Source organism: Hamadaea flava (genome assembly GCF_024172085.1).
GTDB classification, from domain to species: domain Bacteria; phylum Actinomycetota; class Actinomycetes; order Mycobacteriales; family Micromonosporaceae; genus Hamadaea; species Hamadaea flava.
Genome location: NZ_JAMZDZ010000001.1, coordinates 4,616,947 through 4,639,799, shown reverse-complemented (window position 1 = coordinate 4,639,799; position 22,853 = coordinate 4,616,947). Strand labels below are relative to the sequence as shown.

The following is a 22,853-nucleotide window of genomic DNA, read 5'->3' as shown; positions in this document are numbered from 1 at the left end:
CGCAAGGGTACGGGGCCTGCCGGTGCGGGTTCGCCGGGAGCCGCGTGCGACTATTCGAAACGTGCGAACCATCTCCGGTCAGACAAATCGGGTCATAGTCGTCGGGGCGGGCCTCGGCGGGCTGGCCTGCGCCTTGCACCTGGCCGGCGCCGGCCGGGACGTCACCGTGATCGAGCGGGCCGGCATCCCCGGCGGCCGGGCCGGTCGGCTGGAGCTGGACGGCTATCGCTTCGACCTCGGGCCGACCGTCCTGACCGCGCCCGACCTGCTCGCCGAGCCGATGGCGGCGGTCGGGGAGGACCTGGACGACTGGCTCGACCTGATCCGGCTGGACCCGGCGTACCGGGCGCACTATCCGGACGGCAGCACCCTGGACGTCACGGCCGACTCCGATCGGATGGAGCAGGCCGTCGCCGAGCTGTGCGGCGCCCGGGAGGCCGCGGGCTACCGCCGGTTCGTGGCCTGGGCCGAGCGGCTGTGGCGGCTCGAACGCCAGGACTTCATCGACAAGAACCTGGACGGGCCACGCGACCTGCTCACGGCCAATCTGATCAAGCTCGCGCTGACCGGAGGGTTCCGCCGGCTCGGGCCGAAGATCTCCCAGTTCTTCAGCGACCCCCGAACCCGGCGGATCTTCTCGTTCCAGGCGCTCTACGCCGGGCTGGCCCCCGATCACGCCCTCGCCCTGTACGCGGTGATCTCCTACCTGGACACCGTGGCGGGGGTCTACCACCCGCGCGGTGGTATGCAGGCCGTGCCGCAGGCGCTGGCCGACGTCGCGGTCAAGCACGGCGTCACCTTCCGCTACGACACCATCGTGTCCGGAGTGGAGACGCGCGGCGACCGGGCGGTCGCGGTGCACACCGTCGACGGGGAACGCATACCGGCCGACGTCGTCGTGCTGAACCCGGACCTGGCCGCCGCGTTCTCACTGCTCCCCACGCCGGCCCCGGCCCGGCTGGAGCGGCTGCGGCCGAGTCCCAGCTGCGTCGTCCTGCACCTCGGCGCGCGCGCCCGGTACGCCGGAATCGCCCACCACAACCTGCATTTCGGGCGGGCCTGGGAGCGTACGTTCGAGGAGGTCATCGACCGCGGGGAACTGATGACCGACCCCTCGTTGCTCGTCACGAACCCGACGAAGACCGACGACACCGCCGCGCCACCGGGCCGGCAGACCTACTACGTGCTGGCCCCTGTGCCCAACCTCACGGTGGCCCCCGTCACCTGGACGACCGCGATGAGCCGCCGGTACGCCGGTGAGCTGATGGCGACGCTGGAGGAGCGCGGCTACTACGACCTCGGCCTGGACCTCGAGGTCTCGCACGTGGTGACCCCGGCGGACTGGGCCCGGGAGGGCCACGTCGCCGGCAGTCCGTTCTCGTACGCCCACACGTTCGCGCAGACCGGTCCGTTCCGGCCCGGCAACCTGCATCCCGGCCTGTCCAACGTGGTGTTCACGGGCAGTGGGACCCAGCCGGGCGTGGGCGTACCGATGGTTCTCATCTCGGGCAAGCTCGCCGCCCGCCGGATCACAGGAGACCTGGCATGACCTCTTCCGTTCGAGAATCACTGCTGGTGGAGCTGGTCTCCCCGACCGGTGAGCCGACCGGCTCGGCGACCGTCGCCGACGCCCACACCGCCCCCGGGCGGCTGCACCGGGCGTTCTCCGTGCACCTGCTCGACACCTCCGGCCGCCTCCTCCTGCAACAGCGGGCCGCCGTGAAGACCCGCTTCCCCCTGCGCTGGGCGAACGCCTGCTGTGGGCACCCGTCGCCCGGCACCACCGTGGTCGAGGCGGCGCTGACCCGGCTGGCCGAAGAACTCGGCGTGCTCGACGACCTCAGCCTGACCGAAGTCGGCGTCCACCTCTACCGGGCCGACGACCCGGACAGCGGCCTCGTCGAGCACGAGTACGACCACGTGCTCCTCGGCATCGTCGACGCGGATCTGCTCACCCTGCGGCCTGATCCGGCCGAAGTCGCCGCCGTCCGCTGGGTCGACCCAAGTGACCTGCGTACGGCGATGGCCGCGAATCCATCGCACTACTCGCCCTGGCTGGCCGGCGTCACCTCGCTCGCCCTGCGCTGACGCTCGCTCGCTCCCCGCTCGCTCGCTTTCCGCGCGCTCGCTCGCTTTCCGCGTGATCATGAACTAGTGGTCGTGCTCGACCGGTGTGTCGTGTCCGGGCCGCCCTGATCAATCCCCCGGTATCGTGATCGATCTCGCGAGTCGGACTCGCGAACTCGGCCCGGCCATGGAAGGCTGGGCGCTTGTGACTGCTGGCGGCCCTCTCGGTGGTCTGCGGGGAACCGCGTGAGGGATACCGCCCCCGGTACGCCGGCAGCCGTCCTGGGGAGGGAAGCATGCCGGTGCCCCGTGCCCGTGAACTGGCGGGTCGAACCGGTGCGGGCCTATCGCGCCTGCTCAAAGCGGTCGGCCGGCTGCTGATTCGAGCGTCGGCGGCGTTCGGACCGTGGCTGGTGAATCAATTGCGCCGACTGCGAGCGTGGTCTCGCGGGTCGAGCGTGCTTTCGTCGCGGGCCCGCCGGTCGGTGGCCAGCGCCGGGTTCGTCGCGATCCTCGGGGTCGCGGCCTTGGGCAGTTGCCTGTCGGGTCCGTCGAAGCCGGACGCGAACGTGTCGGCGACCGCCGCGCCGTCGGCCTCGGCCAGCCCGTCCGCGTCGCCGAAGCCGTCTCCGTCGCCGACCACGGTGCCGGCGCGGAAAGTGGACGAGTCGAAGCCGCCGAAGGGTTCCGTGATGAGCCGGACGGGGAATCTCACGGTCGCGCTGACCTTCGACGACGGCCCACAGCCGACGTGGACGCCGAAGGTGCTCGACCAACTGAAGGCGGCCGGGATCAAAGCGACGTTCTGCCTGATCGGACGCCAGGTGAAGGCCAACGCCGCGCTCGTACGCCGGATGGTGGCGGAGGGCCACACCCTGTGCAACCACAGCTGGTCGCACGACCTGCGCCTCGGCCACCGCACGGATGTTCAGATCAAGGCGGACATCGCGCGTACGGACGCGGCGATCCACGCCGTCGTCCCCGGCGTGCCCATTCGCTACTTCCGTCAACCGGGCGGCGAGTGGACGGCCGGCGAGGTGAAGCTGCTCAAGGAGATGGGCAAGGTCCCGCTCGGCTGGGGCGTCGACCCCTGGGACTGGAAGAGTCCCGGCGTGGCCCAGATCGTCAGCCGTGTCGTCGGTCACACTTCGCCGGGCTCGATCGTGCTCATGCACGACGGCGGCGGCGATCGGAGCCAGACCAACTCGGCCCTTCATCAGATCCTGCCCGCGCTGAAAGCAAAGTTCGTTCTCCAAGCGCTTCCACCAGGCACGGCTTGACCTGTGCGTACGCCACGGTCCGCCCGGTCGACGCTTAGTGGTAGGTCGATTTGGCGGGCCGGGAGGGCATCGCATATGCTTTGCAAGCCTCCGGCGGGGCCGGATGGGAGCAAAACAGCCTGAGTCGCAATGTGCGATGATGGTTCGGCCGCCCTCATCGTCTAGCGGCCTAGGACGCCGCCCTTTCAAGGCGGTAGCACGGGTTCGAATCCCGTTGGGGGCACGGAAGGGAGACTGGTACAGTCTCCCGAAGCAAGGTCCTGTGGAGCAGTTGGAGTGCTCGCCGCCCTGTCAAGGCGGAGGTCGCGGGTTCAAGTCCCGTCAGGACCGCCAGCGCTGACGCCGCGCGTAGTGTGCGCGGCGTTCGTGTTGAACGGCCAGGTAGCTCAGTTGGTACGAGCGTCCGACTGAAAATCGGAAGGTCGGCGGTTCGACCCCGCCCCTGGCCACTTCCCCTCAATGACCAGGCTTCGGGCCTGGTCATTTCGCGTTTCTATAGGGCAGATCGCCGAGCCGGCTAGAGGCCGAAGAGCGCTCGAACCGCCTCGCCGATTCGAGCCAGACTCGCCCCGGTGAGCATCCCGACCGGTCCGGAGAGGCGATCCGGGTTGATCGTGCCGAGAGTCGCGAGGTCGACCGCGCCGCCCACAGGATCGGGATCGGCGAGCGGGACCATCGTGGGCACCAGCGGCGTCGCCCGTCTCGTCAGGTACGCGCACACCGGCCAGGAGACCGAGTTGTGGATCTCGTTGGAGAGCACCACGACGCGTACGGATGGTCCGGAGGCGGGCGAGTAGTCCCACACCACGCCCCGGTTCACGCGGATTCGACCTGGCGGAAGTGGCGGAGTCGGTCGGCTTCGGTGTCGGCGATGAAGCGTCGGCGTCGGGCGGCGTCCTTGCGGGCCGGGTCGGCGCCGCTGTCGCGGGTCGCCTTGTCGTAGATCGCGCGGGCGAGCCACTCTCCGAGCGGTACGCCGTCGTGGCGGGCTCGGTCGCGCAGGACGTCCAGCGCGTGTTCGGGCAGTGAGGTCATCAGGTTCACCTGCGACATGCCCGAAATGATGACACGTCGGCCGCTTCAGTGCTCGCGATGATGCAGCGTGGCCACCGTCGATCCGGCGAGGGTGAGCAGGCAGTCCTCCAGCCGCCCGTCTTCCTGGGCCGCGCCGACCAGCGCCTGGGCCGTCGGCTCGTCCTCGTTCAGGTACGCGCTGATGAACCGGGCGACCCAGCGTGCGTCATACTGAGCCTCGTCGATCTCGGGGAAGTCGAGGGACCACAGGCCCGACGGGTTCCCGTCGCCGGTGATCGTGCCGGCGAGACACCAGGCCACCCCGAGCGCGCCGGAAATGCCCTGGCCACCGACTACGGTGCCGACGGTTTCGACCGCCGCCGCCCGGTCGCCCGCCAGAGCTTGGTCGAGCAGCAGCGCCGCGTCCTCGAAGACGCGGTGGGGATCGGCGGTCACGATTGGGAGCGTACGACGCGATGTCAACGCAACCGGTCAGGCACAACTTTGATGACCACTTCCCGACAGAACCCGGAGCGCGCTAGTCTCCGGGGCGAGTTGATCGTTCAGGAAGGCGACCCCTCATGCGCCCAACGCCCGGGATCCGACTGTTTCTGTGTGCCGCGCTGGCGCTGAGCGTCGCCGCCTGCGGCGAGAAGGACGAGCCGACGAACAGCCATCAGTCGATCAGGTTCTACGGCGCCGACGGCAACATGAAGAACACCATCGGCGAGCCGGTGGGCAAGGCGCAGCCCGGCCTCATCGACGGCATGAAGGGCACCACCCCGCTCACCGCGATCAGCGAGGAGTTCAAGGCCCGTCTGCGGGCCATCGACCCCAATCTCAAGGACTACTCGTACGCCGGTGAGTCGTACGACGTGATGGTCATCATGGCGTTGGCGACGCAGCTGGCCCGGACGACCGACGCGACCGTCGTCAAGAACTACGTCAACGGGGTGACGATCGGCGGCAAGGACTGCTCCACTCCGGAGGATTGTCTGGCGCTGGCCCGCAAGGGCACCGACATCCGCTACGTCGGCATCACGGTGAAGACCGGGTTCAAGGACAAGGGCGAGCCGTCCACCACGTCGTACGGGACGCTGCACTTCAGCGCGGACAGCCAGATCAACAAGCAGCTCACGGAGTATGTCGGGGCGGGCAGCGAGGCGGCCGCGTCCACCGACCCGGGTCCGGCGCCGGTGAAGACCTCGGTCAAGGAGAGCGGTGCTCCGCTGATCATCGGCGGGCTGACCGCGATCACCGGCACCAACTCCGGCAGCAACCCGCCCAAGCGGGCCGGTGCCAAGCTGGCGATCCAGGAGATCAACGCGGCGGGCGGCGTACTGGGCAAGCCGGTGCAGTTCCTCGACGGTGACGACGGCACCAACGCCGACAAGGGCAAGGCCGCCATGGACGCGCAGATCGCGCAGGGCGCTCAGATGTTCTTCGGACCGAGCAGCTCCGGCGTGGCGACCAAGCTCATCCCCGAGGCTGCGTCCCGCAAGGTCATCCTGTTCGCGCCGTCGGCGACCTCGGCCGCGCTCAGCGCGATCGACGACGGCGGCTTCTTCTTCCGGGCGGCGCCGTCGGACGAACTCCAGTCCCGGGCGCTGGCCGACGTCATCATGCGCGACGGCCTGCGCAAGATCAGCATCGTGTACCGGAAGGACGCGTACGGCGAGGGTCTGCAGCAGGGCGTCAAGGCCGAGCTGATCAAGGCGGGCGTCGACGAGATCGACATCCAGGTCGTCGGCTACGACGTCCCGGCCAGCGGCAAGCCCGAGGATCTCAAGATCCCGGACCAGGCCGCGCAGGTGAAGGAGTTCGGCCCGGAGGGCGTACTCATCATCGGCCTCACCGAGTCGACCTACGCCATCCTGGAACTGGCCGCGGCCGGCGTGGACCCGCGTACCGCCGGCTGAGCGGACGCGCCGGCTCGGAAGAGCCGGGATCGGCTCAGAAGAGCCAGAGGTCGACCTCGCGGTCCTTGAGCTTCACGGTCAGCGTCTCGCTGTCGCTGCGTTCCAGGAGTTCGAGGAATGCCTCATACATCATCACCGATTTATTCAGGATGTCGGTCTTCGAGTCGCCGGTCTTCGTGGAGATCCGGTCGATCGCCTTCATCGCACGCGGCGTGAAGTTGGCGGTGACCCTCGTCAACGAGCCGCCGACACCCTTGTCGGGTACGCGACTGTCGTCATCTCCCTGGGTGTCCTCGGACATCGTGTGTTGCACACTCATGGGGTCCAACTCCTTGTTTGCGCAGGGGGTTTGGACTGGGTGGTACCCGCTGCGACGGGTGCCACCCTTTGTTTCTCATCGGCGGCGCGTGCAGCCGGGTAATCGTACCGCTACGTTCTGCTGTATGTCACGACCACGATAGCGCACACGGTGTGCGACTGTCGAGCACATCGTGATCGTCCGACGCTGGCGATACACCAGGTCGGCCCCCGGATTACTTCGGTCCTTACTCTTCGTGGTTTCCGCTGATAACAGTCCGGAAACGACGGTCATTGGCGTCCGGGAAGTGCGGTATCCGTGTCCTAGCATGTCCGGTGTGGCATGAGTCGTTGTGATCTTCGCATGCAGCAATCAGGCATATATTGAGGCGTGATACGTGAGAACAACTGATGTACGCTACGCACGGTTACGAATGCGGTGGAGTCGACGTCGAGGACCTGGACAGGAGAGACGCGGCATGGGAGAGGCCGAGGAAGAGCAGGTCTGGGAGGAGGAACCGTCCGCGGAGGCATACCGGGCGCCGTACGCCTGGCGGCCGCTGGACGCGATCCAGCTGGATTTCATCAACAAACGGTTCACTCTCCAGACCCACGACCGCATGGGCCGCACCGGAGAGTTCGCGGTCGTCGTCACCGCCACCGCGGTGATGGTGATCCTGGCGGTGGTGCTGTGCCGGGGCTACTCGGCCGGCCCCGGAGCCACCGTCGCCGCGGTCACCGCCGCGGTGCTCGGGACGCCCACGGTCGGCTGGTTCTGGCACCGGCGGCGAACGGCCTGAGGAAACCGGGGTGGGGCCGACCGGCCCCACCCCAGCGACGGCAACAGAGAAGGGAACCCCGCGGATGAGCCTGACGATCGAACTGACCCTGACCCGGCGCTGGGAGATCCGCGACGGGGCCTACCACTACATCGTGGACAGCGACTCGGCGCTGCACGCCCGGCTGCGTACGCTCACCGGCCAGGTCGACGAGATCCAGTGCGCCCGCTACTACGGCGCCCTCCCGGCCGGAACCTACCGGCTCGAGGCGGTGGGATGCTGATGATCGGCGTCGACCGCCCCGTTGGGCGTACCCCTTGGTGGTGGAGATTGACCCGCCGACCGGAGCTGGCGCGGCTGCGGCAACGTCTCGCGGAGGATGAGCCGGGCGCGGCCCTGAGCATCGCGGAGCTGGCCGACGCGTGGCCGATCGGACGGCAGCGGTGCGTCGACGCGCTGTGCGCCCACGTACGCGAAGGCGGCCCGCAAGCGGGCGAGGCGCTGGCGGTGCTCGGCGACCGGCTGCGTCGCGACGACGGCTGGGGCGGCTTCGACATGGACCTGACCGGGGCGTTGATTCCGGCGCGCACGTTCCGCGGCGCTCATTTCACCGGTGGGCGGTTCGTCCTGCGCGGGGCGACCTTCACCCAGCAGCACGTCGGTTTCGCGGACGCGGTCTTCGCCGGCGGGCAGGTGGACTTCACCGGGACCGCGTTCGAAGGCGGCCTCGTCGACTTCACGGGAGCGGTCTTCGACGGCGGCCGGCTCGACTTCACCGGCGCGACCTTCACGGGTGCGACGGTCGACTTCTCGCTGACCGTGGTCAGCGCCGGCGCGCTCGACTTCACCCGCGCCAGCCTCGCACACGGCAAACTGGTCTTCTACGGCATGCGGTGCCTCGGCGGAGGCGTCACGTTCACCGCTGCCCGGCTCGTCGGCGCGTATGTGCTGTTCATCGGGGCGCTCATCGCGGGTGGGCGGATCGACCTCCGCCGGGCCGACCTGGCCGACGGAATGGTCGAGTTCGCGGGTACGCGGCTCGCCTCCGGCTCCGTGCTGCGGGACGGTCCCCCGGGGGCAGTGGGGACGGGGCGCTAGGGGCGCTGGGGACGGTCACCCGGGGCGCTGGGGACGCAGCGCTAGGGGCACGGAACGTCGCCCGAAAGAACGCATAAGTCGGACACGCAGGTGCCACCCACGTTACTTTCGGATCATGTCGACCGCGGGGACCCGGCTGCTGCGCAATCTGGCCAGCAGCGTGGCGGTGCTGGTCGTGATCCTCTTCGTGGCCTGGGGTCTGCCGGCGATCAACCGCCGGGTTCCGGCCGGTGCTTCGACGGTCGGCGGGCGGGCGTACGCGGTCGGCGGGGGCGTCGTGGTGATCCCGCCGGGGCAGGCCGAGCTGGACCTCACGAACACCCGGCCGGGCGCCGACCGGGGCACGGCGTTGTTCCTGATCGGCCCGGTCCGGTACGTCATCGTGGTCGCGCCGTTCACCGGCGATCTGACGGCCGCGGCGGCGAAGTTGCGCGCGAAGATCACCGGTACGCGGGGCTACCAGGTCACCGGAGCCGAGGATTCGACGACCACCGACAGCGGGTTGACCGGCGTACAGGGGTCCTACACCGCGCCCGGACGTCTCGGCCGGTACGCCGTCTTCCTCAGCGCCGGGCGCGCGATCGAGGTGACGGTCAGCGGCGCCGAACCCGATCTGGCCAATCTGATGACGGGGATCGAGGCGAGCATCGCGTCGATCGAGCAGAGGTAGGCCGCCGATGTCCACCGACTCCGTCCGGCCCACGCCCCGGACCGCCCGCGCCGTACGCTCGCTGCAGATGCCGGCCTTCTGGCTGCTCACCGGACTGCTGCTGATCTGTGGAATCCAACTGCTGGGGATCTTCGCGACGGCGTACGGGAAGTGGCCGACGGCGACGCTGACTGCGATCGTCCTGTTCGGCCTCTACGCCGTGCCGTTCTGGCTCTTCATCGCGTCGCTGGACTTCCTGGAACGGGAGCCGTGGCTGCTGCTGGCGACCGCGTTCGCGTGGGGCGCCGCAGTGGCGCCGATCGTCGCCATCCCCGGCAACCGGGCCGTGCACGATCTGCTCGCCAAACTGGTCTCCCCCGAGTTCGCCGCCGCCTGGGGGTCGGCGATCGCCGGGCCGAGCGTCGAGGAGCTGCTCAAGGGCCTGGGCGTCATCGTCCTCGTGCTGATCGCCCGGGCGCAGATCAACAGCGTGCTGGACGGCATGGTCTACGGCGCCCTCGTCGGGCTGGGCTTCCAGATCGTCGAGGACATCATCTACGCGGTCAACGCGGTCGCCGTCGCCGGTCAGGGTGACGAGATCGGCCCGGTGATCTCCACCGTCTTCCTCCGCGGGTTCCTGTCCGGCCTGTGGAGCCACACGATCTTCTCGGCGCTGGTCGGCGGCGGGATCGCGTACTTCCTGGTGCACACCCGGCGGTCGATGCTGAACCGGCTCGCGGGCGTGGCGGTGGGCTTCGGCGGGGCCTGGTTCCTGCACTTCCTGTGGAACTCGCCGCTGCTCGCGGACGGGGTGGGCGGCGGAGCCGGCGGCATCCTGCTCGGCCTGCTGATCAAGGGCCTCCCGGCCCTCGCCCTGGTGCTCAGCCTGGCCTGGCTGGCCCGGTCCCGCGAGGCGCGCTTCTACCTGGCCGAGCTCGGCGAGCTCGGCGATCCGCACGTCGCGACGCCGGGCGAGGTGGGCACGCTGGCCGAGGCCCATCTGCGGGCCCGGGCCCGCCACCACGCCAAGAAGGTCGCCGGGGGCAAGGGCGAGCGTGCGGTCCGCACATTGCAGCGTGCGCAATGCCGGTACGCCGTCGAACTGGCCCGAGCCCGCGCGGCCCATGGCGCACCGGGCGCCGACCCCGTCGTGACCCGGGCACGGGAGAGCGTGCTGGCGGCCCGCCAGCGCCTCACCCAGCTCGGCGTCGACGAAGCCTTGCCCGGTACGCACAAACACCGCCGCTGGCTCTGGTGGGTGCTCGCGGCGGTGCTGGTGGTCCTGCTGCTGATGTCGGCGTTCCGCGCCCTGGGCGGCGGCTGACCGGCAACGTTCAGACGTTGTCGGGCTTGCCGTCCTGGTCGAGGTCGACCAGGGTCACGTCGACCTCACCGTCGTGGTTGTGGTCGAGTTCCACCAGGTCGGAAACGCCGTCGCCGTCGGTGTCCTTGACCCAGACGTCGGCCTTGCCGTCGCCGTCGGTGTCAAAGGTGACCAGCGTGTTTTCCTCGTCGCCGCGAGTCTCAATCTCACTCATGAGGCATCAGGCTAGGCGGTGCGTGCGAAACGCACCACACCCCCTGATGCACCCACTGGACGACCCCACACCTTTGTGGCGGCACGCGAAGATCGCTACCCACAGAGCGAGCGCAATGTGCCTGCGCCGCTGGTGAATAACGATCTTCGACAGCGTCTACCGGGAACGCCGTATCGCCCAGTTGGGGTCGTCGTCCGCGTCTTCTGAGTCCTCGTCGGCGTCGTACTCGTCGTACTCGTCGTCGAGCTGCTCATCAGACTTTGCGGCGGCGGCTCCACCGAGTTCTCGCTGCAACGCCGCGAGGTCGGTGTTCGGGGAGTGGTACTTCAACTCCCTGGCCACCTTAGTCTGCTTGGCCTTAGCTCGGCCGCGTCCCATGGACCGACCCCCTCGCACATGAATGTCGGGGCAGCCCGAAGGCGGGCCCCGATGACGTCAGGCATCTCTCGTGGCTCATACGGTACACAGGTGTTGCCGACTTCGGCACCTCGGGCTCCACTCCATGTTGCCGTGCCGCGCGCAAACTGTCTGATTTGCGACGGTAAGGGGTTCGTTGCGGATTCGGTCGTGACCCGCGGAGCACCCCGTCCGGAGCGCTCGCGCGGGTCCTGACTAGCCCTTCAGCGCGCCTCAGCGAGGCAGGCGGATGGTCTGCAGCCGCCCGACCTCCGCCATCCGCCGCTCGGCCAGGCGGTCGGCCGCCGTGGCGGGCGACACGCCCTCGTCGTCGGCGAGTTCGAGGATCTGCTTCGTGGTCGTGTAGATCTTGGTCGCCCGCAGCTTGGCGCGGTCGAAGTTGAAGCCCTCGATCTCGTCGGCCACCTGGATCACGCCGCCGGCGTTGACGACGTAGTCCGGCGCGTAGAGGATTCCGCGCTCGGCGAGCAGCTTCTCCACCCCCGGGTGGGCCAGCTGGTTGTTGGCCGCTCCGGCGACGATCTGCGCCCGCAGCACGGGAACGGTGTCGTCGTTGAGCGCCCCGCCGAGGGCACACGGCGCGTACACCTCGATGTCGCTGGTGATGAGTTCCTGCACATCGCCCACGAGGGTGATCTGCGGGTGGGTCTGGCGAGCCCACGCGATCGCGGCCTCGCTCGGATCGGTCGCGACGACTTCGGCGCCGTCCTCAAGCAGGTGGGCGACGAGGTACTTGCCGACCTTGCCCAGCCCGGCGACGCCGACCCGGCGGCCGCGCAGCGACGGCGAGCCCCAGCGATGCTCGGCGGCGGCGCGCATGCCCTGGAAGACGCCCCAGGCGGTGAGGATGGACGAGTCGCCCGCGCCGCCGTGCTCGACGCTGCGACCGGTCACGAACCGGGTCTCGCGGGCCACCACGTCCATGTCCTGGACGTAGGTGCCGACGTCGCAAGCGGTCCAGTAGCGGCCGTTGAGCGACTGCACGAACCGGCCGTACGCCCGAAGCAGCGCCTCGGTCTTGTCCAGCACCGGGTCACCCCAGATGACGGCCTTGCCGCCGCCGAGGTCCAGCCCCGCGAGGGCGTTCTTGTACGCCATCCCGCGAGACAACTCCAGCACGTCGTGCAGAGCCTCCTCTTCGGAGGCGTATGGATAGAAGCGCGTGCCGCCGAGGGCGGGGCCGAGCGCGGTGGAATAGACGCCGATGATCGCTTTGAGGCCGGTAGTCCGGTCTTGGCAGAAGACGACCTGTTCGTGACCGGTGTCGGCGCTGAAGACGCCCATGAGAACTCCTCGTCGAGTCTGTCGCGCCGTTGTGTGGCGCGGGCCGCGGGACCCCGCATGGGGTGGCGCGAGGTCTCCTTTCGGAGCCTACTGGAGTAGCTGGTCGCGACGGTGGCCCCGACCACTCGGCGAGACGCCGTCGCGATCGCCACGCGATTCGCGCCGGGCGGAGGCAATCGGGCCGGGCAGAAGCTTTCGCACTGGGCACCGGCATTCGCGCCGGGTGAATGGGGATGGGGGCAGGCGAGTGTCCCGGGTACGTGCGGGAAGCCCTCAGCCCGTGGGAGGATCGCCACGTGCCGTCACAGTTCGCCGCGTACCTACGCGTCTATGAGCCGTTGGCCGCGTTCGACCGGGATCGTCAGCGCTTCTGGCGCCGTTACCTCGACGAGGGACGGGCCGTCGGCCCGGCCGAGGGGCCTGGTCGTCAGCGTGTCACCGTTCTCGAGGCGCTCGGCGCGAGCTGGTCGCGGCTGCCGGATCTCCCCGACGAGGCGTACGTGTTGACGACCGAGTCCGGTGCGCTCATCTGCCCCTGGAATCTGCGCGTACGCGTGGCGGAGGCGGCGCTCACGGCACGGGCCGGCGTACCCGCCATCCTCGCCGACGCGTTCGTCCCGCCCGCCCTGGCCGGGCTCGCTCAGACGGTGGTCAGCGACTTCCGGGGCGGCGCGCGCGTCCTCGACCACGGATTGCCGCGCGTGCACGAGCACGTCGCGACGTGGGGCGTACCGCTGCGGTGGTTCCTGTTCGTGGACTTCGCCGAGCGGGAGATCAGCGTCGGCGCCGGTCGCCGACTGGTGCGCTATCGGACGGAGATCGGCAAGGCGCGTCGCCGGGCCCATCAGGGGCTGGCCATTCTGCGCCGCACCATGGGCGACGCCCCGATCACCGAATCGGTCGCTGAGGGAACCCGCTGGCTGGAGGAGTTCCATCCCGGCTCGATCGTCGAACTCGACTACGGCGGCCTCGTGCATCTGTTCAACGATCAGGCGCTGTACGACGACGATTCGCCGGGCCTGGTCGCCGCGGGTCTCGCCGCGCTGAATACGGGCGACGGCGAGGCGGCGACGGATCATTACGAGCGACTGGTCGACCGCTGGCGCGAGATTCAGCTCATGGAGCGCTACAACTGATCATCAGTACGCGTTACTCGCCGGTACTTCGAGGGCTACCCGACAGAGGGAATTTGTCCGGTATTGAAGCTCTCTGGGCGCATTGAAAAACGCCTAGAAGTAAGCACAATTCCGGCCTATGCCGTCATCCCTTGAGGGCATTTTGTCCGGTTTTTTTCGGAAATATCATTGATTCATCATCCGTCCATCTACGGACCTTCACCCGTTCGGCCCATGTCGGACATCGTGGACGAGCCGGACTATGGGAGGCGCGTCGGCCGGCGGGACCCCGGCCCTCGTTAACAGGTACTTGTGGAGGAGTGACCCATGGCGTCGCGTACGCACGAACCCGAGCCGCTGCTGACCCCCGCCGAGGTGGCGTCGATGTTCCGTGTCGACCCCAAGACGGTGACCCGGTGGGCGAAGGCGGGCAAGCTCAGCGCCATCCGCACCCTGGGTGGACACCGCCGTTACCGCGAGTCGGAGGTGCGCGCGCTTCTGCAGGGTCAGATCCCGCAGCAGCGCCAGGGCGACTAATCGCCCGTCCCCCGGCGAACACCCCTGCTGGAGGGAGCCCGAGCCGTCCGACGTAGACGGTATGGGCTCCCTTCAACTATGCCCCCGCTACTTCTGCGGGCTGTTGGAGAACTGGTAGAAGGTCGGGAACGCGTCCTCGAACGGGCGCGGTCCCGCGACTGGGCCCCGCGGATCGGCGGCCCGGGTCGACCAGATCTCCTCAGCCGCCTCGACCAGCGCGGCGACGCCGTCGGCGCGTACTCGGTCGGCCAGATCAGGCGCCTCAATGAGGTGCGGCATGGTCCAGGACTCCCTCCATCAGGCGGATCTTGCTGTTGCGGCAGTGCTCGGTGACCGTCGTGTCGAATCGGCCGTGCTCGAAGTATCGGTTGGCGGCATGGCCACCGCCACAGAACCCGAAATAGGCACAGCTGTCCCGGCAGGCTTCCACGCCGCGCAGGTACTCGCTGATCCAGGGGGAATCCGTGGCGTCGGCGACGATGTCGGCCAACGCTGTACTCGTCACGTTGCCGCTGCTGAAATCGCCGTACTGCGGACTGCTGAACCCGGCCAGCTCCGGGGAGACCAGCACGACCGAGCCGTCGTACGCGATCGTCGGGATCGGATCCACCTGGCGCGGCAGGACGCCGTCCGCCTCGTTCCGGCGCAGCGCTCCGGCGTACCGGATGGCGAATTCGATGTCGCGCAACTCGATCGCGGGATCGGCGCGCCAGGCCGCGGTCAGCTCCGCCCAGAAACCGCGGACCTCGCTCTCCTCGTGGGCGTTGCTGCGGGTGTTGACGCCCTCGCGCTCCTCGATGTTGATGCCGAGGGCGTAACAGCCCAGCTCGCGGAAGAACGGGTACAGCTCGCGGGCCAGCGCCGGGCTCGGGTCGGAGACCACGCAGAGAGCCGCGAACGGCACGCCATGCCGTCGCAAAGCTTCCGCTCCGCGCATGATCTGCTGGTACGCCGCCCGCCCGGACCGGTCGACGCGCTGTGCGGTGAGCCGCTCGGGGCCGTCCACGCTCAATCCGATGTGGATGTCGTACGCCCGGAAGAACTCGCACCAGGCGTCGTCGACGAGGGTGGCGTTGGTCTGCAGGTGGTGCTCGACGCCCTGGAACGGCGTCATGAGCTGGAGAAGGCGCTCCCGGCCGGCTGCGGTGGGCTCGCCACCGTGCCAGACCACGGAGAATCGGGGCGCCTCGGTGGCCCACTGGTTCACGGTCTGCGCGACGGCCTCGGCGACGGCCGGAGCCATCCGCCGATCCTCCTTGCGCAACGGCAGATAGCAGTACGCACAGTCCAAATTGCACAGCGTCGTGGGCTGCATGATCACGTAAGAGGGCACCGAGGCGATGCCCCGCATGCCGGTGAACCGGTGTACGGAGGCCATCGCCCACCTCCTCGCGGTCGCCGCTGCCCTAGTCTGGCGCATTCCGGCCAGACTAGGGAGCCCCGCAGTTCGTTCAGCCGCGCGTGTGCGACCCGAGCATGCGTACGTTCCCCTCGCCCTCGACGACCTCGCCGACCGACCAGGACTCGACCCCACGCGCCGTGAGCAGCGCCATCGCCCGGTCGGCGTCGTTGGGCGCGACCACGGCGAACATGCCGACGCCCATGTTGAAGGTCGACTCCATCTCGGGCGCCTCGATCCGGCCCCGGCTCTGCACCAGATCGAAGATGGGCTGCGGCCGCCACGTCGAGCGGTCCACGATCGCGTCCATCGTGTCCGGCAGGACCCGGTTGAGGTTCCCCGGGATGCCGCCACCGGTGACGTGTGCGAGCGCGTGCACCTCGCACTCGGCGATCAGCGTGAGGCAGTCCTGCGCGTAGATCTTGGTGGGGGTGAGCAGCTCCTCGCCCAGCGTGTGGTTCACGCCGAGATCCTCGATGACGCTGCTCAGCCGCAGTCGGCCCTGCCCCATGAGGACGTGGCGGACCAGCGAGTAGCCGTTGGAGTGCAGACCCGACGAGCGCATCGCGATGACCACGTCGCCCAGCTGGACGCGCTCGCGGCTGAGGATCTCGTCCTCCTCCACGACGCCCACGCCGTTGGCGGAAAGGTCGTACTCGTGCGACTTCATCACGCCCGGGTGCTCGGCCGTCTCACCACCGAGCAGCGCGCAGCCCGCGGTGCGGCAACCGTCCGCGATGCCCGCGCCGATCTCGGCGACCCGATCCGGAACGACCTCGCCGCAGGCGATGTAGTCGAGCAGGAACAGCGGCTCCGCCCCACACGCCACGAGGTCGTCCACGACCATCGCGACGAGGTCGATGCCGACCGTGTCGTGGATGTCCATCGCCTGCGCGATCACCAGCTTGGTGCCGACGCCGTCCGTCGAGGACGCGAGCACCGGCTTCTTGTACTTCGTGACATCGAGCTTGAACAGGCCGGAGAAGCCGCCCAGCCCGCCCAGCACCTCCGGCCGGTGGGTGCGCTGCACCTTCGCCTTGAGCAGTTCCACCGCCTGATCGCCGGCGTGGATCGAGACTCCGGCGTCCGCGTAAGTCGCCTGGCGCCTACGACCGTTGCCGTTCTCGGCGTTCCAGAGTTGACGGCCGCCCGCGCCGTCGGTGGCTGGGCGCTCGGCTACGTGCGTCACGGTGGTACTCCCCTTTGTTCTCTCGCGGCAGCGACGACGGCCGCGTGCTCAGGCTCCGGCGCGTTCCAGGGTCGCCGGGTCCTCGTTCAGGGCCGGTTCGTCACCGGACCGGTCCCGCTGCTCGGCCTGGCCCGCCTCGTCCACACGACGGCCGACCGACTCGAGCACATGCTTTCCGATCAGATCACCGGCGGGCAGATCAATCGGGTACTGGCCGTCGAAGCAGGCCCGGCACAAGCGGTTGGCCGGCTGCTCGGTGGCGGCGATGAGACCGTTCAGCGATACGTAGCCGAGGGAGTCGGCACCGATGGCGCGACGGATGCCCTCGTTGTCCAGACCGTTGGCCAGCAGTTCGGCGCGGTCCGCGAAATCGATGCCGTAGAAGCAAGGCCACTTCACCGGCGGGGAGGAGATACGCACGTGCACCTCGATGGCGCCGGCCTCACGCAGCATCCGCACGATGGCGCGCTGGGTGTTGCCCCGCACGATCGAGTCGTCCACGACGACGATCCGCTTGCCGCGGATGACGTCGCGCAACGGGTTGAGCTTCAGCCGGATGCCCAGCTGACGAATGGTCTGCGACGGCTGGATGAAGGTCCGGCCGACGTACGCGTTCTTCACGAGGCCCATGCCGTAAGGGATGCCGGACTCTTCGGCGTAGCCGATCGCAGCGGGCGTGCCCGATTCGGGGCTGGGGATGACGAGATCCGCCTCGACCGGGTGCTCCCGGGCCAGCTGACGGCCGATCTCGGTACGCGCCGCGTAGACGTTGCGGCCGGAGATGGTGGCGTCGGGCCGGGCGAGATAGACGTATTCGAACAGGCAGCCCTTGGGGTCCGGGTTGGCGAACCGCGACGAGCGCAGGCCGTTCTCGTCGATCGCGATCAGCTCGCCGGGTTCGACCTCGCGCACGACGCTGGCGCCGACGATGTCGAGCGCGGCGGCCTCGCTCGCGACCACCCAGCCCCGCTCCAGACGACCCAGCACCAGCGGGCGTACGCCGTTGCGGTCACGAGCCGCGTACAACGTGTTCTCGTCCATGAAGACGAAGCTGAAGGCGCCCTTGACCGTGGGCAGCACCTGCAACGCGGCCGCCTCGACGCTGAGGTCGGGCGTGGCGGCGAGCAGCGTGGTGACCAGCGCGGTGTCGCTGGTCGAGCCGTCGACGTCGAGACCAAGCTCACGGATACGCGTCGCGAGATCGGCCGAGTTGACGAGATTGCCGTTGTGCGCCAAGGCGAGCGTGGTGCCGAGGTTGGTCGCCTTGATCGTCGGCTGCGCGTTCTCCCAGGTGGAGCCGCCGGTCGTCGAGTACCGGGCGTGCCCGATGGCCAGATGGCCGCGCAGGCTCGCCAAAGTCGGCTCGTCGAAGACCTGGGCGACCAGGCCGAGATCCTTGTAGACCACCACGCCGGTGCCGTCGCTGACGGCGATGCCCGCCGCCTCCTGGCCGCGGTGCTGCAGGGCGTAGAGCCCGAAGTAGGTGAGCTTGGCCACTTCCTCGCCCGGCGCCCAGACTCCGAAGACGCCACACGCGTCCTGCGGGCCTGGCCGGTAGGGGTCGAGTTCGTGGCTCAACCGGCCGTCGCCTCGGGGCACCCTGCTGCTCCCAACCTAGTGCTCGATGTCGCTGATCGGTGGTCTCGTGAGTGGTCCGCCAGGGCCTGAAGCTCTGGTGAAGCTCAGTCTGCCGTCGCGTGACAGTGTACGCGACTCGGTGGCCTTCACGGAAAGCCACCTTCCGGGTGCTTTCCGTGATAGTCCGACGTGAAGCGCGGCTCTATTGATTCTGGCAGAGTTTGCGGATTCGGAAAAGAGCGAATGATTCAGACAATCGGTATGAACGGCGATAAATCAGCGCGATTGCCACTGGCGGTGATGCGCCCGTCCGCGACGCCGTCCGCCCACGCGAGCCGTCCCGACGTCACCTTGAGGAAGGTAATTGCGTCCATCTCCACAACGTTCGGCGGCGTGCCCCGGGTATGCCGAGGTCCAGCGATGCACTGCACTGCGCCGAACGGAGGAACGCGTACCTCCACCGAACGTCCAGGCTCCCGATCTGAAAGTACGCCCAGAACGAACCGAACGGCGTCGCGCAAGGTCGTCCGCTCCGGCTCCTGATCTGCATCGATGCATGAAAGCGCCGTGAGCAGCGCCTGGGATTTATCGCGCGGTACGGACATGAGTGGACGATACGACTCTCACCCATCATGATTGGCCCCTCCCCTGGGTCGCGGAACCTTGGTCGGACAAGGCATAGTGGCGAGCGGTGCGCATCTAACGGACCGTTGCGCGTCCGCGGGGGGAGTGGAAGGAAAGGGCGGGTGACCGTGGCAACACACCGACGACGGGCCTTCTTGCTGCGTGCGGGTGTGGTCGCAAGCTTGGCGCTAGGTTCCGTCCTGGCGATCGGCGGTCCCGCGACCGCGATCGCGGCGATCTCCAATTACTCGTTGAGCGAATCCTCAGTCGACTACAACGAGACGGTCAAGGTCTCGTTCTCGGTCAAGAACGTCGGACTGGGCGACGACACGTTCGACGTGAAGGCCGAGTCCAGCAACGGCAAGCTCACCTGCTCGGGTACCTGTTCGTGGGGCGGCCAGACGTTCACCGCCGGCGAGGACAAGCAGTACTCGGCGACCTTCAAGTACTCCTCGGCGTCGACGAACGACGAGCAGGCGACGATCAAGCTCACCGCCGGCAACCAGAAGCAGGACGCCGGGACGGTCACGCTGAAGAAGTCGTCCACGACGATCAACACGATCTCGGGGAGCGTCAAGGACGTCAGCACCGGATCCAAGATCGACGGCGCGCTCGTCATCATCAAGGACCCGTCCGGCAAGACGCACAACGACACCACCGACAGCAGTGGGGCGTGGTCGTTCACCAGCAGCGCCGGCGACCCGATCCAGGCGGGCACGATCTACGTCGGCGTCAGCGCCGACGGCTACACCACGTTGACGAAGTCGTACACGGTGTCGGCCGGGCAGTCCAAGTCCGGCATCAGCATCGGCATGTCGCCCAAGGGCGCGACCGCGTCCCCGTCCGTCGAGGAGTCGCCGACCGAAGAGGCGACCGTGGACCCGAACGCGACGGCTTCCGGGGACCCCAACGCGACCGAGTCCGCAGGAGCGGGCGCGGTCGACACGACCAACTCCAGCGACGACTCCGGTAGCGGGCTGTCCTGGATGATGATCATCGTCGGCGGCCTGCTCGTGCTGCTCGGCATCGGCGCGATCGCGCTGATCCTGATGCGCCGCAACAAGGACGACGAAGACGAGGACGACGAGGACGAGGACGACGCTCCGGTACGCCGGGCGACGCCGCCTCGATCCAGCGGCGGCGGCTACTACGGAGCCCGGCCGTCGGCCGACCCGACCATGGTCGCCCGGTCGCCGATGGGCGACGCCCCGACGACGGTGCAGCGCCCCGGGGAATACGGCGCTCGCCCGCAACAGAGCGGTTGGACGGGCTACGGCCAGGACGCGCAGCCGACGCAGACCTACGGCAGCGGCGGTTACTCGCCGTCCGCCGGTGGTGCTGCCGGTGCCGGCGGTGGCGCGTACGGTTCCCCGGCCGGCGGTGGGGCGTACGGCAGTCCTTCCGCAGGTGGTTCGACCTACGGCGCGCCTTCCAGTGGGGCGTACGGCTCTCCGGCCGCTGGGCCTTCGGCCGGTGGCGGTGCGTACGGCTCCCCGGCCGGTGGTGGAGCCTACGGCTCGCCCGTCGCGGGGGCGTACGGTTCACCCGCGGCACCGACCTCCGGCTACGGTTCACCCGCGGCACCGACCTCCGGCTACGGCTCGGGCGCCCAGGGCGGCGCCGGTGGCTACGGTGCCGGACCCCAGGCCGGTGGCGGCTACGGTTCGCCGGCCACCCCCGGTTCGGAGTACGGCTCCGGCAGCGCGGGCGGCGGCTACGGCGCCAACGGCTCGGCGTACGGCAGTGGTCAGCAGGGCGGCAGCTACGACCAGGGCGGCGGCAACTACGGCGCGGCGAGCGGCGGCTACGGCCAAAGCGGCGGCTACGACCAGGGTTACGGTTCGCAGGGCGGCTACGGTCAGCAGCAACAGCAGTCCGGTGGTGGCTACGGCGACTCGGCCGGCACCTACGGCGCCGGTGGCCAGGCGAGCGGCGGCTACGACCAGGGCTACGGCTCGCAGGGAAGCTACGGTCAGCAGCAGCCGGGCGGCTATGGCGACTCGGCCGGCAACTACGGTTCGCAGAGCAACAACTACGGTTCCGGCGGCGGCTACGTCCCCGAGCAGCGCGGCAGCGGTTACGACCAGGGCGCGTACGGCGAGGCGACGCAGCGCTACAACCCGGACTCGTACGGCCAGCAGACCAACGGCTACGACGACCAGGCCCGGCGCGCCGACCGCCGTCTCGACTGGCTCGACGACTGAGCGGCGTTATCCACACCGCCTGGTAATCCACAGAACGCGGCTGCATCGCTTCGGCGGTGCGGCCGCTTTCGTTTCAGCATTCCCAGGTGGACGAACGACTACGCGCCGAACTGGCCCAAGTCCGGGACCAGATCTTGGCGATCCTGCGGGCGAAACGATGATCGGGTCACCGATCCGTGTCGTGAACGGGGTGTTCTCGACACAGATCGGCGACCCGATCAAGGAGATGTACTAAGAGGGTCAGCGGTCGGCGTACCGCTTGGGGCGGTCCTCACGGAAGCGGGGACGGCCACCACCCTCGCGGCCACCGCCATCGGGGAACCGGCGCGGCCGGTCCGAGAAGTGACGGCGCGGACGGTGCGCGGCGGCCGGGGCCGGGCGCGGCTCGTCCTTGACCGGTACGCCGCTCGGTTCGCGGGCGCCGGTCAGCTCGGCCAGGCGGGCGTCGCCGGCGCGTACGCGGTGCTCGGCGGCGTCGTCGACACCGGCCTTCTGGAGCATCATCTGCGTGCTGCGCCGCTGCTTCGGCAGGACCAGCGTGGCGACCGCGCCGGACTCGCCGGCCCGGGCGGTGCGGCCCGCCCGGTGCAGGTAGTCCTTCGGGTCGCGCGGCGGGTCGACGTGCACGACGAGGGAGACGCCGTCGACGTGGATGCCTCGGGCGGCCACGTCCGTCGCCACGAGGACGCTCGTGCGGCCTTCCTTGAACTCGGCGAGGGTACGCGTGCGGACCGCCTGGCTCTTGCCGCCGTGCAGGCCGCCGGCGCGTACGCCGACCTCGCGGAGCTGGTCGACGAGCCGGTCGACGGCCGCCTGTGTACGCGCGAAGAGCATCGTGCGGCCCGACCGGTTCGCGATCGAGGCGACGACCCGGAACTTGTCGGTCGGCGGGATAAGCAGCATCAGGTGATCCATGGTGGTGACCGAGGCGGCCGGCGGCGCGGTCGAGTGCGTCACCGGGTCGGTCATGAACCGCTGGACCAGCGTGTCGACGTCGCCGTCGAGGGTCGCGGAGAACAGCAGCCGCTGACCGCCCGCCGGGGTCTTGTCGAGCAGTTCGGTGACCTCGGGCAGGAAGCCCATGTCCGCCATCTGGTCGGCCTCGTCGAGCACCGAGATCTGCACCTCGTCGAGCGAGCAGGCGCCCCGGTTGATGAGGTCGCCCAGCCGGCCCGGCGTCGCGATCAGGATGTCGAGGCCCCGCTCCAGACCGGAGATCTGCCGGTCGTAGGGCACCCCGCCGACGGCGGTGGCCAGGAACAGGCCCAGTTCGCGGCCCAGCGGCCGGAGCGCGTCGGCGACCTGCATCGCCAGTTCCCGGGTGGGGACCAGGATCAGGCCCTTGGGGTGACGCGGGCGGGCCCGGCCGCTCTCGGCGATGCGGGCGAGCGCCGGCAGGCCGAAGGCCAGGGTCTTGCCCGAGCCGGTCTGGCCCCGGCCCAGCACGTCGCGCCCGGCGAGGGCGTCCGGCACGGTCGCGGCCTGGATCTCGAAGGGATGGGTGATGCCTTCGCGGGCCAGCGCCCGGACCAGCTTGCGCGGCAGGCCCAGCTCAGCGAAGGTGGCCTTCCCAGCCGACTCGGAGCCGCTGGTGTCAGACTCGAGGTCGAAGACGGACGGGAAGGTGGAGGGATCAGCGAAACTCAAGGTGCTCCTCGGTACTCGAACGTGGGGCATTCCATGGAGGTATCCCCGCGTCCGCGCGGCGGCCCGGAAGGCCTGCCGCCAGCATTCTTCTCGCAGGAACACGCATAGAAAACGCGTGCCGATGGGCACGCAACAGGGATAAGTGTACGTGCTCGGCTGCCCCGCTTGTCCGAATAAGGGCCCGGAGTGGCTGGGCTCACGAATCGGCCCGCCTGACG

The 22,853-nt window shown here is 69.1% G+C and carries 25 protein-coding genes, 3 tRNA genes and 1 pseudogene; 15 read left to right on the top strand and 14 right to left on the bottom strand.

Going from position 1 to position 22,853, the window contains the following annotated elements:
• Positions 1-61: 61 nt before the first annotated feature.
• Both crtI and idi read left to right on the top strand, forming a co-directional pair.
• The gene (gene crtI / locus HDA40_RS21925; RefSeq protein ID WP_253758853.1) at positions 62-1,549 is read left to right on the top strand and encodes a phytoene desaturase family protein; all 1,488 of its coding nucleotides are present in this window, start codon (positions 62-64) and stop codon (positions 1,547-1,549) included.
• Positions 1,546-2,088, top strand: a complete 543-nt coding sequence (gene idi, locus HDA40_RS21920) for an isopentenyl-diphosphate Delta-isomerase (protein ID WP_253758851.1) — start codon at positions 1,546-1,548, stop codon at positions 2,086-2,088. The genes crtI and idi overlap by 4 nt, the downstream gene beginning before the upstream one ends.
• A 397-nt stretch (positions 2,089-2,485) precedes the next feature.
• On the opposite strand, the gene HDA40_RS21915 is transcribed toward idi, so the two are convergent.
• Entirely contained in the window at positions 2,486-2,782 is a 297-nt protein-coding gene (locus tag HDA40_RS21915; RefSeq protein ID WP_253758850.1) for a hypothetical protein, read from the bottom strand.
• Here HDA40_RS21915 and HDA40_RS21910 point away from each other — a divergent pair.
• From HDA40_RS21910 to HDA40_RS21895, 4 genes are all read left to right on the top strand, one after another.
• The gene (locus HDA40_RS21910; RefSeq protein ID WP_253758848.1) at positions 2,760-3,347 is read left to right on the top strand and encodes a polysaccharide deacetylase family protein; all 588 of its coding nucleotides are present in this window, start codon (positions 2,760-2,762) and stop codon (positions 3,345-3,347) included. The two genes, HDA40_RS21915 and HDA40_RS21910, sit on opposite strands and share 23 nt — an antisense overlap.
• Positions 3,348-3,497: 150 nt before the next feature.
• Positions 3,498-3,570, top strand: a tRNA-Glu gene (locus tag HDA40_RS21905).
• 33 nt (positions 3,571-3,603) lie between these two features.
• Positions 3,604-3,680: transfer RNA gene (locus HDA40_RS21900), tRNA-Asp, on the top strand.
• Positions 3,681-3,722: 42 nt separating this feature from the next.
• A tRNA-Phe gene (locus HDA40_RS21895) sits at positions 3,723-3,796 on the top strand.
• Positions 3,797-3,864: 68 nt separating this feature from the next.
• On the opposite strand, the gene HDA40_RS21890 is transcribed toward HDA40_RS21895, so the two are convergent.
• Genes HDA40_RS21890 through HDA40_RS21880 form a run of 3 tightly spaced genes read right to left on the bottom strand, consistent with a single transcriptional unit; the run spans position 3,865 to position 4,817 of the window.
• Positions 3,865-4,167: a type II toxin-antitoxin system PemK/MazF family toxin gene (locus HDA40_RS21890; RefSeq protein WP_253758846.1), complete on the bottom strand. Its 303-nt coding sequence runs from the start codon at positions 4,165-4,167 to the stop codon at positions 3,865-3,867.
• A complete protein-coding gene (locus HDA40_RS21885; protein ID WP_253758844.1) occupies positions 4,164-4,400 on the bottom strand; it encodes a hypothetical protein in 237 nt (78 codons plus the stop codon). The genes HDA40_RS21890 and HDA40_RS21885 overlap by 4 nt, the downstream gene beginning before the upstream one ends.
• Positions 4,401-4,427: 27 nt before the next feature.
• Entirely contained in the window at positions 4,428-4,817 is a 390-nt protein-coding gene (locus HDA40_RS21880; RefSeq protein ID WP_253758841.1) for a hypothetical protein, read from the bottom strand.
• Positions 4,818-4,942: 125 nt separating this feature from the next.
• Between HDA40_RS21880 and HDA40_RS21875 the strand changes: the two genes are divergently transcribed.
• Positions 4,943-6,280: an ABC transporter substrate-binding protein gene (locus HDA40_RS21875; RefSeq protein ID WP_253758839.1), complete on the top strand. Its 1,338-nt coding sequence runs from the start codon at positions 4,943-4,945 to the stop codon at positions 6,278-6,280.
• A gap of 34 nt (positions 6,281-6,314) precedes the next feature.
• Here the strand turns inward: HDA40_RS21875 and HDA40_RS21870 are convergent, their stop codons facing one another.
• Positions 6,315-6,599 (bottom strand): hypothetical protein, encoded by a 285-nt coding sequence (locus HDA40_RS21870; RefSeq protein ID WP_253758836.1) that lies wholly within the window; start codon positions 6,597-6,599, stop codon positions 6,315-6,317.
• A 457-nt stretch (positions 6,600-7,056) separates the two neighbouring features.
• Between HDA40_RS21870 and HDA40_RS21865 the strand changes: the two genes are divergently transcribed.
• The 5 genes from HDA40_RS21865 (at position 7,057) to HDA40_RS21845 (ending at position 10,427) form a co-directional block, all read left to right on the top strand.
• Complete coding sequence (locus HDA40_RS21865; protein WP_253758834.1) at positions 7,057-7,377, top strand: hypothetical protein; 321 nt, start codon at positions 7,057-7,059, stop codon at positions 7,375-7,377.
• A 64-nt stretch (positions 7,378-7,441) separates the two neighbouring features.
• Positions 7,442-7,639, top strand: a complete 198-nt coding sequence (locus HDA40_RS21860; RefSeq protein ID WP_253758832.1) for a hypothetical protein — start codon at positions 7,442-7,444, stop codon at positions 7,637-7,639.
• The gene (locus tag HDA40_RS21855; protein ID WP_253758830.1) at positions 7,633-8,454 is read left to right on the top strand and encodes a pentapeptide repeat-containing protein; all 822 of its coding nucleotides are present in this window, start codon (positions 7,633-7,635) and stop codon (positions 8,452-8,454) included. Before HDA40_RS21860 ends, HDA40_RS21855 begins: the two co-directional genes overlap by 7 nt.
• Positions 8,455-8,569: 115 nt before the next feature.
• Complete coding sequence (locus tag HDA40_RS21850) at positions 8,570-9,124, top strand: hypothetical protein (protein WP_253758828.1); 555 nt, start codon at positions 8,570-8,572, stop codon at positions 9,122-9,124.
• 7 nt (positions 9,125-9,131) lie between these two features.
• Positions 9,132-10,427, top strand: a complete 1,296-nt coding sequence (locus HDA40_RS21845) for a PrsW family intramembrane metalloprotease (RefSeq protein WP_253758826.1) — start codon at positions 9,132-9,134, stop codon at positions 10,425-10,427.
• A gap of 10 nt (positions 10,428-10,437) precedes the next feature.
• Here HDA40_RS21845 and HDA40_RS21840 read toward each other — a convergent pair whose 3' ends face one another.
• The 3 genes from HDA40_RS21840 to HDA40_RS21830 form a co-directional block, all read right to left on the bottom strand.
• Positions 10,438-10,641: a hypothetical protein gene (locus HDA40_RS21840; RefSeq protein ID WP_253758824.1), complete on the bottom strand. Its 204-nt coding sequence runs from the start codon at positions 10,639-10,641 to the stop codon at positions 10,438-10,440.
• Positions 10,642-10,797: 156 nt separating this feature from the next.
• Complete coding sequence (locus HDA40_RS21835) at positions 10,798-11,019, bottom strand: DUF3073 domain-containing protein (RefSeq protein WP_253758822.1); 222 nt, start codon at positions 11,017-11,019, stop codon at positions 10,798-10,800.
• Between the two features lie 252 nt (positions 11,020-11,271).
• The gene (locus HDA40_RS21830; RefSeq protein WP_253758820.1) at positions 11,272-12,342 is read right to left on the bottom strand and encodes a Glu/Leu/Phe/Val family dehydrogenase; all 1,071 of its coding nucleotides are present in this window, start codon (positions 12,340-12,342) and stop codon (positions 11,272-11,274) included.
• A gap of 296 nt (positions 12,343-12,638) precedes the next feature.
• On the opposite strand from HDA40_RS21830, the gene HDA40_RS21825 reads away from it, so the two are divergent.
• Positions 12,639-13,478 (top strand): DUF8083 family protein, encoded by an 840-nt coding sequence (locus HDA40_RS21825; protein ID WP_253758818.1) that lies wholly within the window; start codon positions 12,639-12,641, stop codon positions 13,476-13,478.
• A 306-nt stretch (positions 13,479-13,784) separates the two neighbouring features.
• Entirely contained in the window at positions 13,785-13,994 is a 210-nt protein-coding gene (locus HDA40_RS21820) for a BldC family transcriptional regulator (RefSeq protein ID WP_007073996.1), read from the top strand.
• 87 nt (positions 13,995-14,081) lie between these two features.
• Here HDA40_RS21820 and amcA read toward each other — a convergent pair whose 3' ends face one another.
• The 5 genes from amcA to HDA40_RS21795 all read right to left on the bottom strand — a co-directional run bounded on the left by amcA (position 14,082) and on the right by HDA40_RS21795 (position 18,765).
• A complete protein-coding gene (gene amcA, locus HDA40_RS21815; protein WP_253758816.1) occupies positions 14,082-14,273 on the bottom strand; it encodes a multiple cyclophane-containing RiPP AmcA in 192 nt (63 codons plus the stop codon).
• Positions 14,257-15,345, bottom strand: coding sequence for a cyclophane-forming radical SAM peptide maturase AmcB (gene amcB, locus HDA40_RS21810; protein ID WP_253763722.1), 1,089 nt, complete (start codon positions 15,343-15,345; stop codon positions 14,257-14,259). The genes amcA and amcB overlap by 17 nt, the downstream gene beginning before the upstream one ends.
• Positions 15,346-15,445: 100 nt before the next feature.
• Positions 15,446-16,582, bottom strand: a complete 1,137-nt coding sequence (purM, locus tag HDA40_RS21805; RefSeq protein ID WP_253758814.1) for a phosphoribosylformylglycinamidine cyclo-ligase — start codon at positions 16,580-16,582, stop codon at positions 15,446-15,448.
• Positions 16,583-16,630: 48 nt separating this feature from the next.
• Complete coding sequence (purF, locus tag HDA40_RS21800) at positions 16,631-18,181, bottom strand: amidophosphoribosyltransferase (RefSeq protein WP_253758812.1); 1,551 nt, start codon at positions 18,179-18,181, stop codon at positions 16,631-16,633.
• A 227-nt stretch (positions 18,182-18,408) separates the two neighbouring features.
• On the bottom strand, positions 18,409-18,765 hold the full coding sequence (locus HDA40_RS21795; RefSeq protein ID WP_253758809.1) for a sterol carrier family protein: 357 nt from the start codon (positions 18,763-18,765) through the stop codon (positions 18,409-18,411).
• Positions 18,766-18,966: 201 nt separating this feature from the next.
• Between HDA40_RS21795 and HDA40_RS21790 the strand changes: the two genes are divergently transcribed.
• The gene (locus HDA40_RS21790) at positions 18,967-20,988 is read left to right on the top strand and encodes a carboxypeptidase regulatory-like domain-containing protein (RefSeq protein WP_253758807.1); all 2,022 of its coding nucleotides are present in this window, start codon (positions 18,967-18,969) and stop codon (positions 20,986-20,988) included.
• A 243-nt stretch (positions 20,989-21,231) separates the two neighbouring features.
• Here HDA40_RS21790 and HDA40_RS21785 read toward each other — a convergent pair.
• Positions 21,232-22,665: pseudogene (locus HDA40_RS21785) on the bottom strand (DEAD/DEAH box helicase); the annotation flags it as partial.
• Between the last annotated feature and the right edge of the window lie 188 nt (positions 22,666-22,853).

Excerpts from the sequence above, each read along its gene's own strand:
- HDA40_RS21855 (WP_253758830.1), top strand. The coding sequence starts at position 7,633 with ATGCTGATGATCGGCGTCGACCGCCCCGTTGGGCGTACCCCTTGGTGG.
- HDA40_RS21845 (WP_253758826.1), top strand. The coding sequence starts at position 9,132 with ATGTCCACCGACTCCGTCCGGCCCACGCCCCGGACCGCCCGCGCCGTA.
- HDA40_RS21830 (WP_253758820.1), bottom strand. The coding sequence starts at position 12,342 with ATGGGCGTCTTCAGCGCCGACACCGGTCACGAACAGGTCGTCTTCTGC.
- HDA40_RS21850 (WP_253758828.1), top strand. The coding sequence starts at position 8,570 with ATGTCGACCGCGGGGACCCGGCTGCTGCGCAATCTGGCCAGCAGCGTG.
- HDA40_RS21865 (WP_253758834.1), top strand. The coding sequence starts at position 7,057 with ATGGGAGAGGCCGAGGAAGAGCAGGTCTGGGAGGAGGAACCGTCCGCG.
- HDA40_RS21795 (WP_253758809.1), bottom strand. The coding sequence starts at position 18,765 with ATGTCCGTACCGCGCGATAAATCCCAGGCGCTGCTCACGGCGCTTTCA.
- HDA40_RS21860 (WP_253758832.1), top strand. The coding sequence starts at position 7,442 with ATGAGCCTGACGATCGAACTGACCCTGACCCGGCGCTGGGAGATCCGC.
- HDA40_RS21870 (WP_253758836.1), bottom strand. The coding sequence starts at position 6,599 with ATGAGTGTGCAACACACGATGTCCGAGGACACCCAGGGAGATGACGAC.
- HDA40_RS21820 (WP_007073996.1), top strand. The coding sequence starts at position 13,785 with ATGGCGTCGCGTACGCACGAACCCGAGCCGCTGCTGACCCCCGCCGAG.
- HDA40_RS21840 (WP_253758824.1), bottom strand. The coding sequence starts at position 10,641 with ATGAGTGAGATTGAGACTCGCGGCGACGAGGAAAACACGCTGGTCACC.
- amcB (WP_253763722.1), bottom strand. The coding sequence starts at position 15,345 with ATGCGGGGCATCGCCTCGGTGCCCTCTTACGTGATCATGCAGCCCACG.
- HDA40_RS21885 (WP_253758844.1), bottom strand. The coding sequence starts at position 4,400 with ATGTCGCAGGTGAACCTGATGACCTCACTGCCCGAACACGCGCTGGAC.
- HDA40_RS21835 (WP_253758822.1), bottom strand. The coding sequence starts at position 11,019 with ATGGGACGCGGCCGAGCTAAGGCCAAGCAGACTAAGGTGGCCAGGGAG.
- HDA40_RS21910 (WP_253758848.1), top strand. The coding sequence starts at position 2,760 with ATGAGCCGGACGGGGAATCTCACGGTCGCGCTGACCTTCGACGACGGC.
- amcA (WP_253758816.1), bottom strand. The coding sequence starts at position 14,273 with ATGCCGCACCTCATTGAGGCGCCTGATCTGGCCGACCGAGTACGCGCC.
- idi (WP_253758851.1), top strand. The coding sequence starts at position 1,546 with ATGACCTCTTCCGTTCGAGAATCACTGCTGGTGGAGCTGGTCTCCCCG.
- HDA40_RS21875 (WP_253758839.1), top strand. The coding sequence starts at position 4,943 with ATGCGCCCAACGCCCGGGATCCGACTGTTTCTGTGTGCCGCGCTGGCG.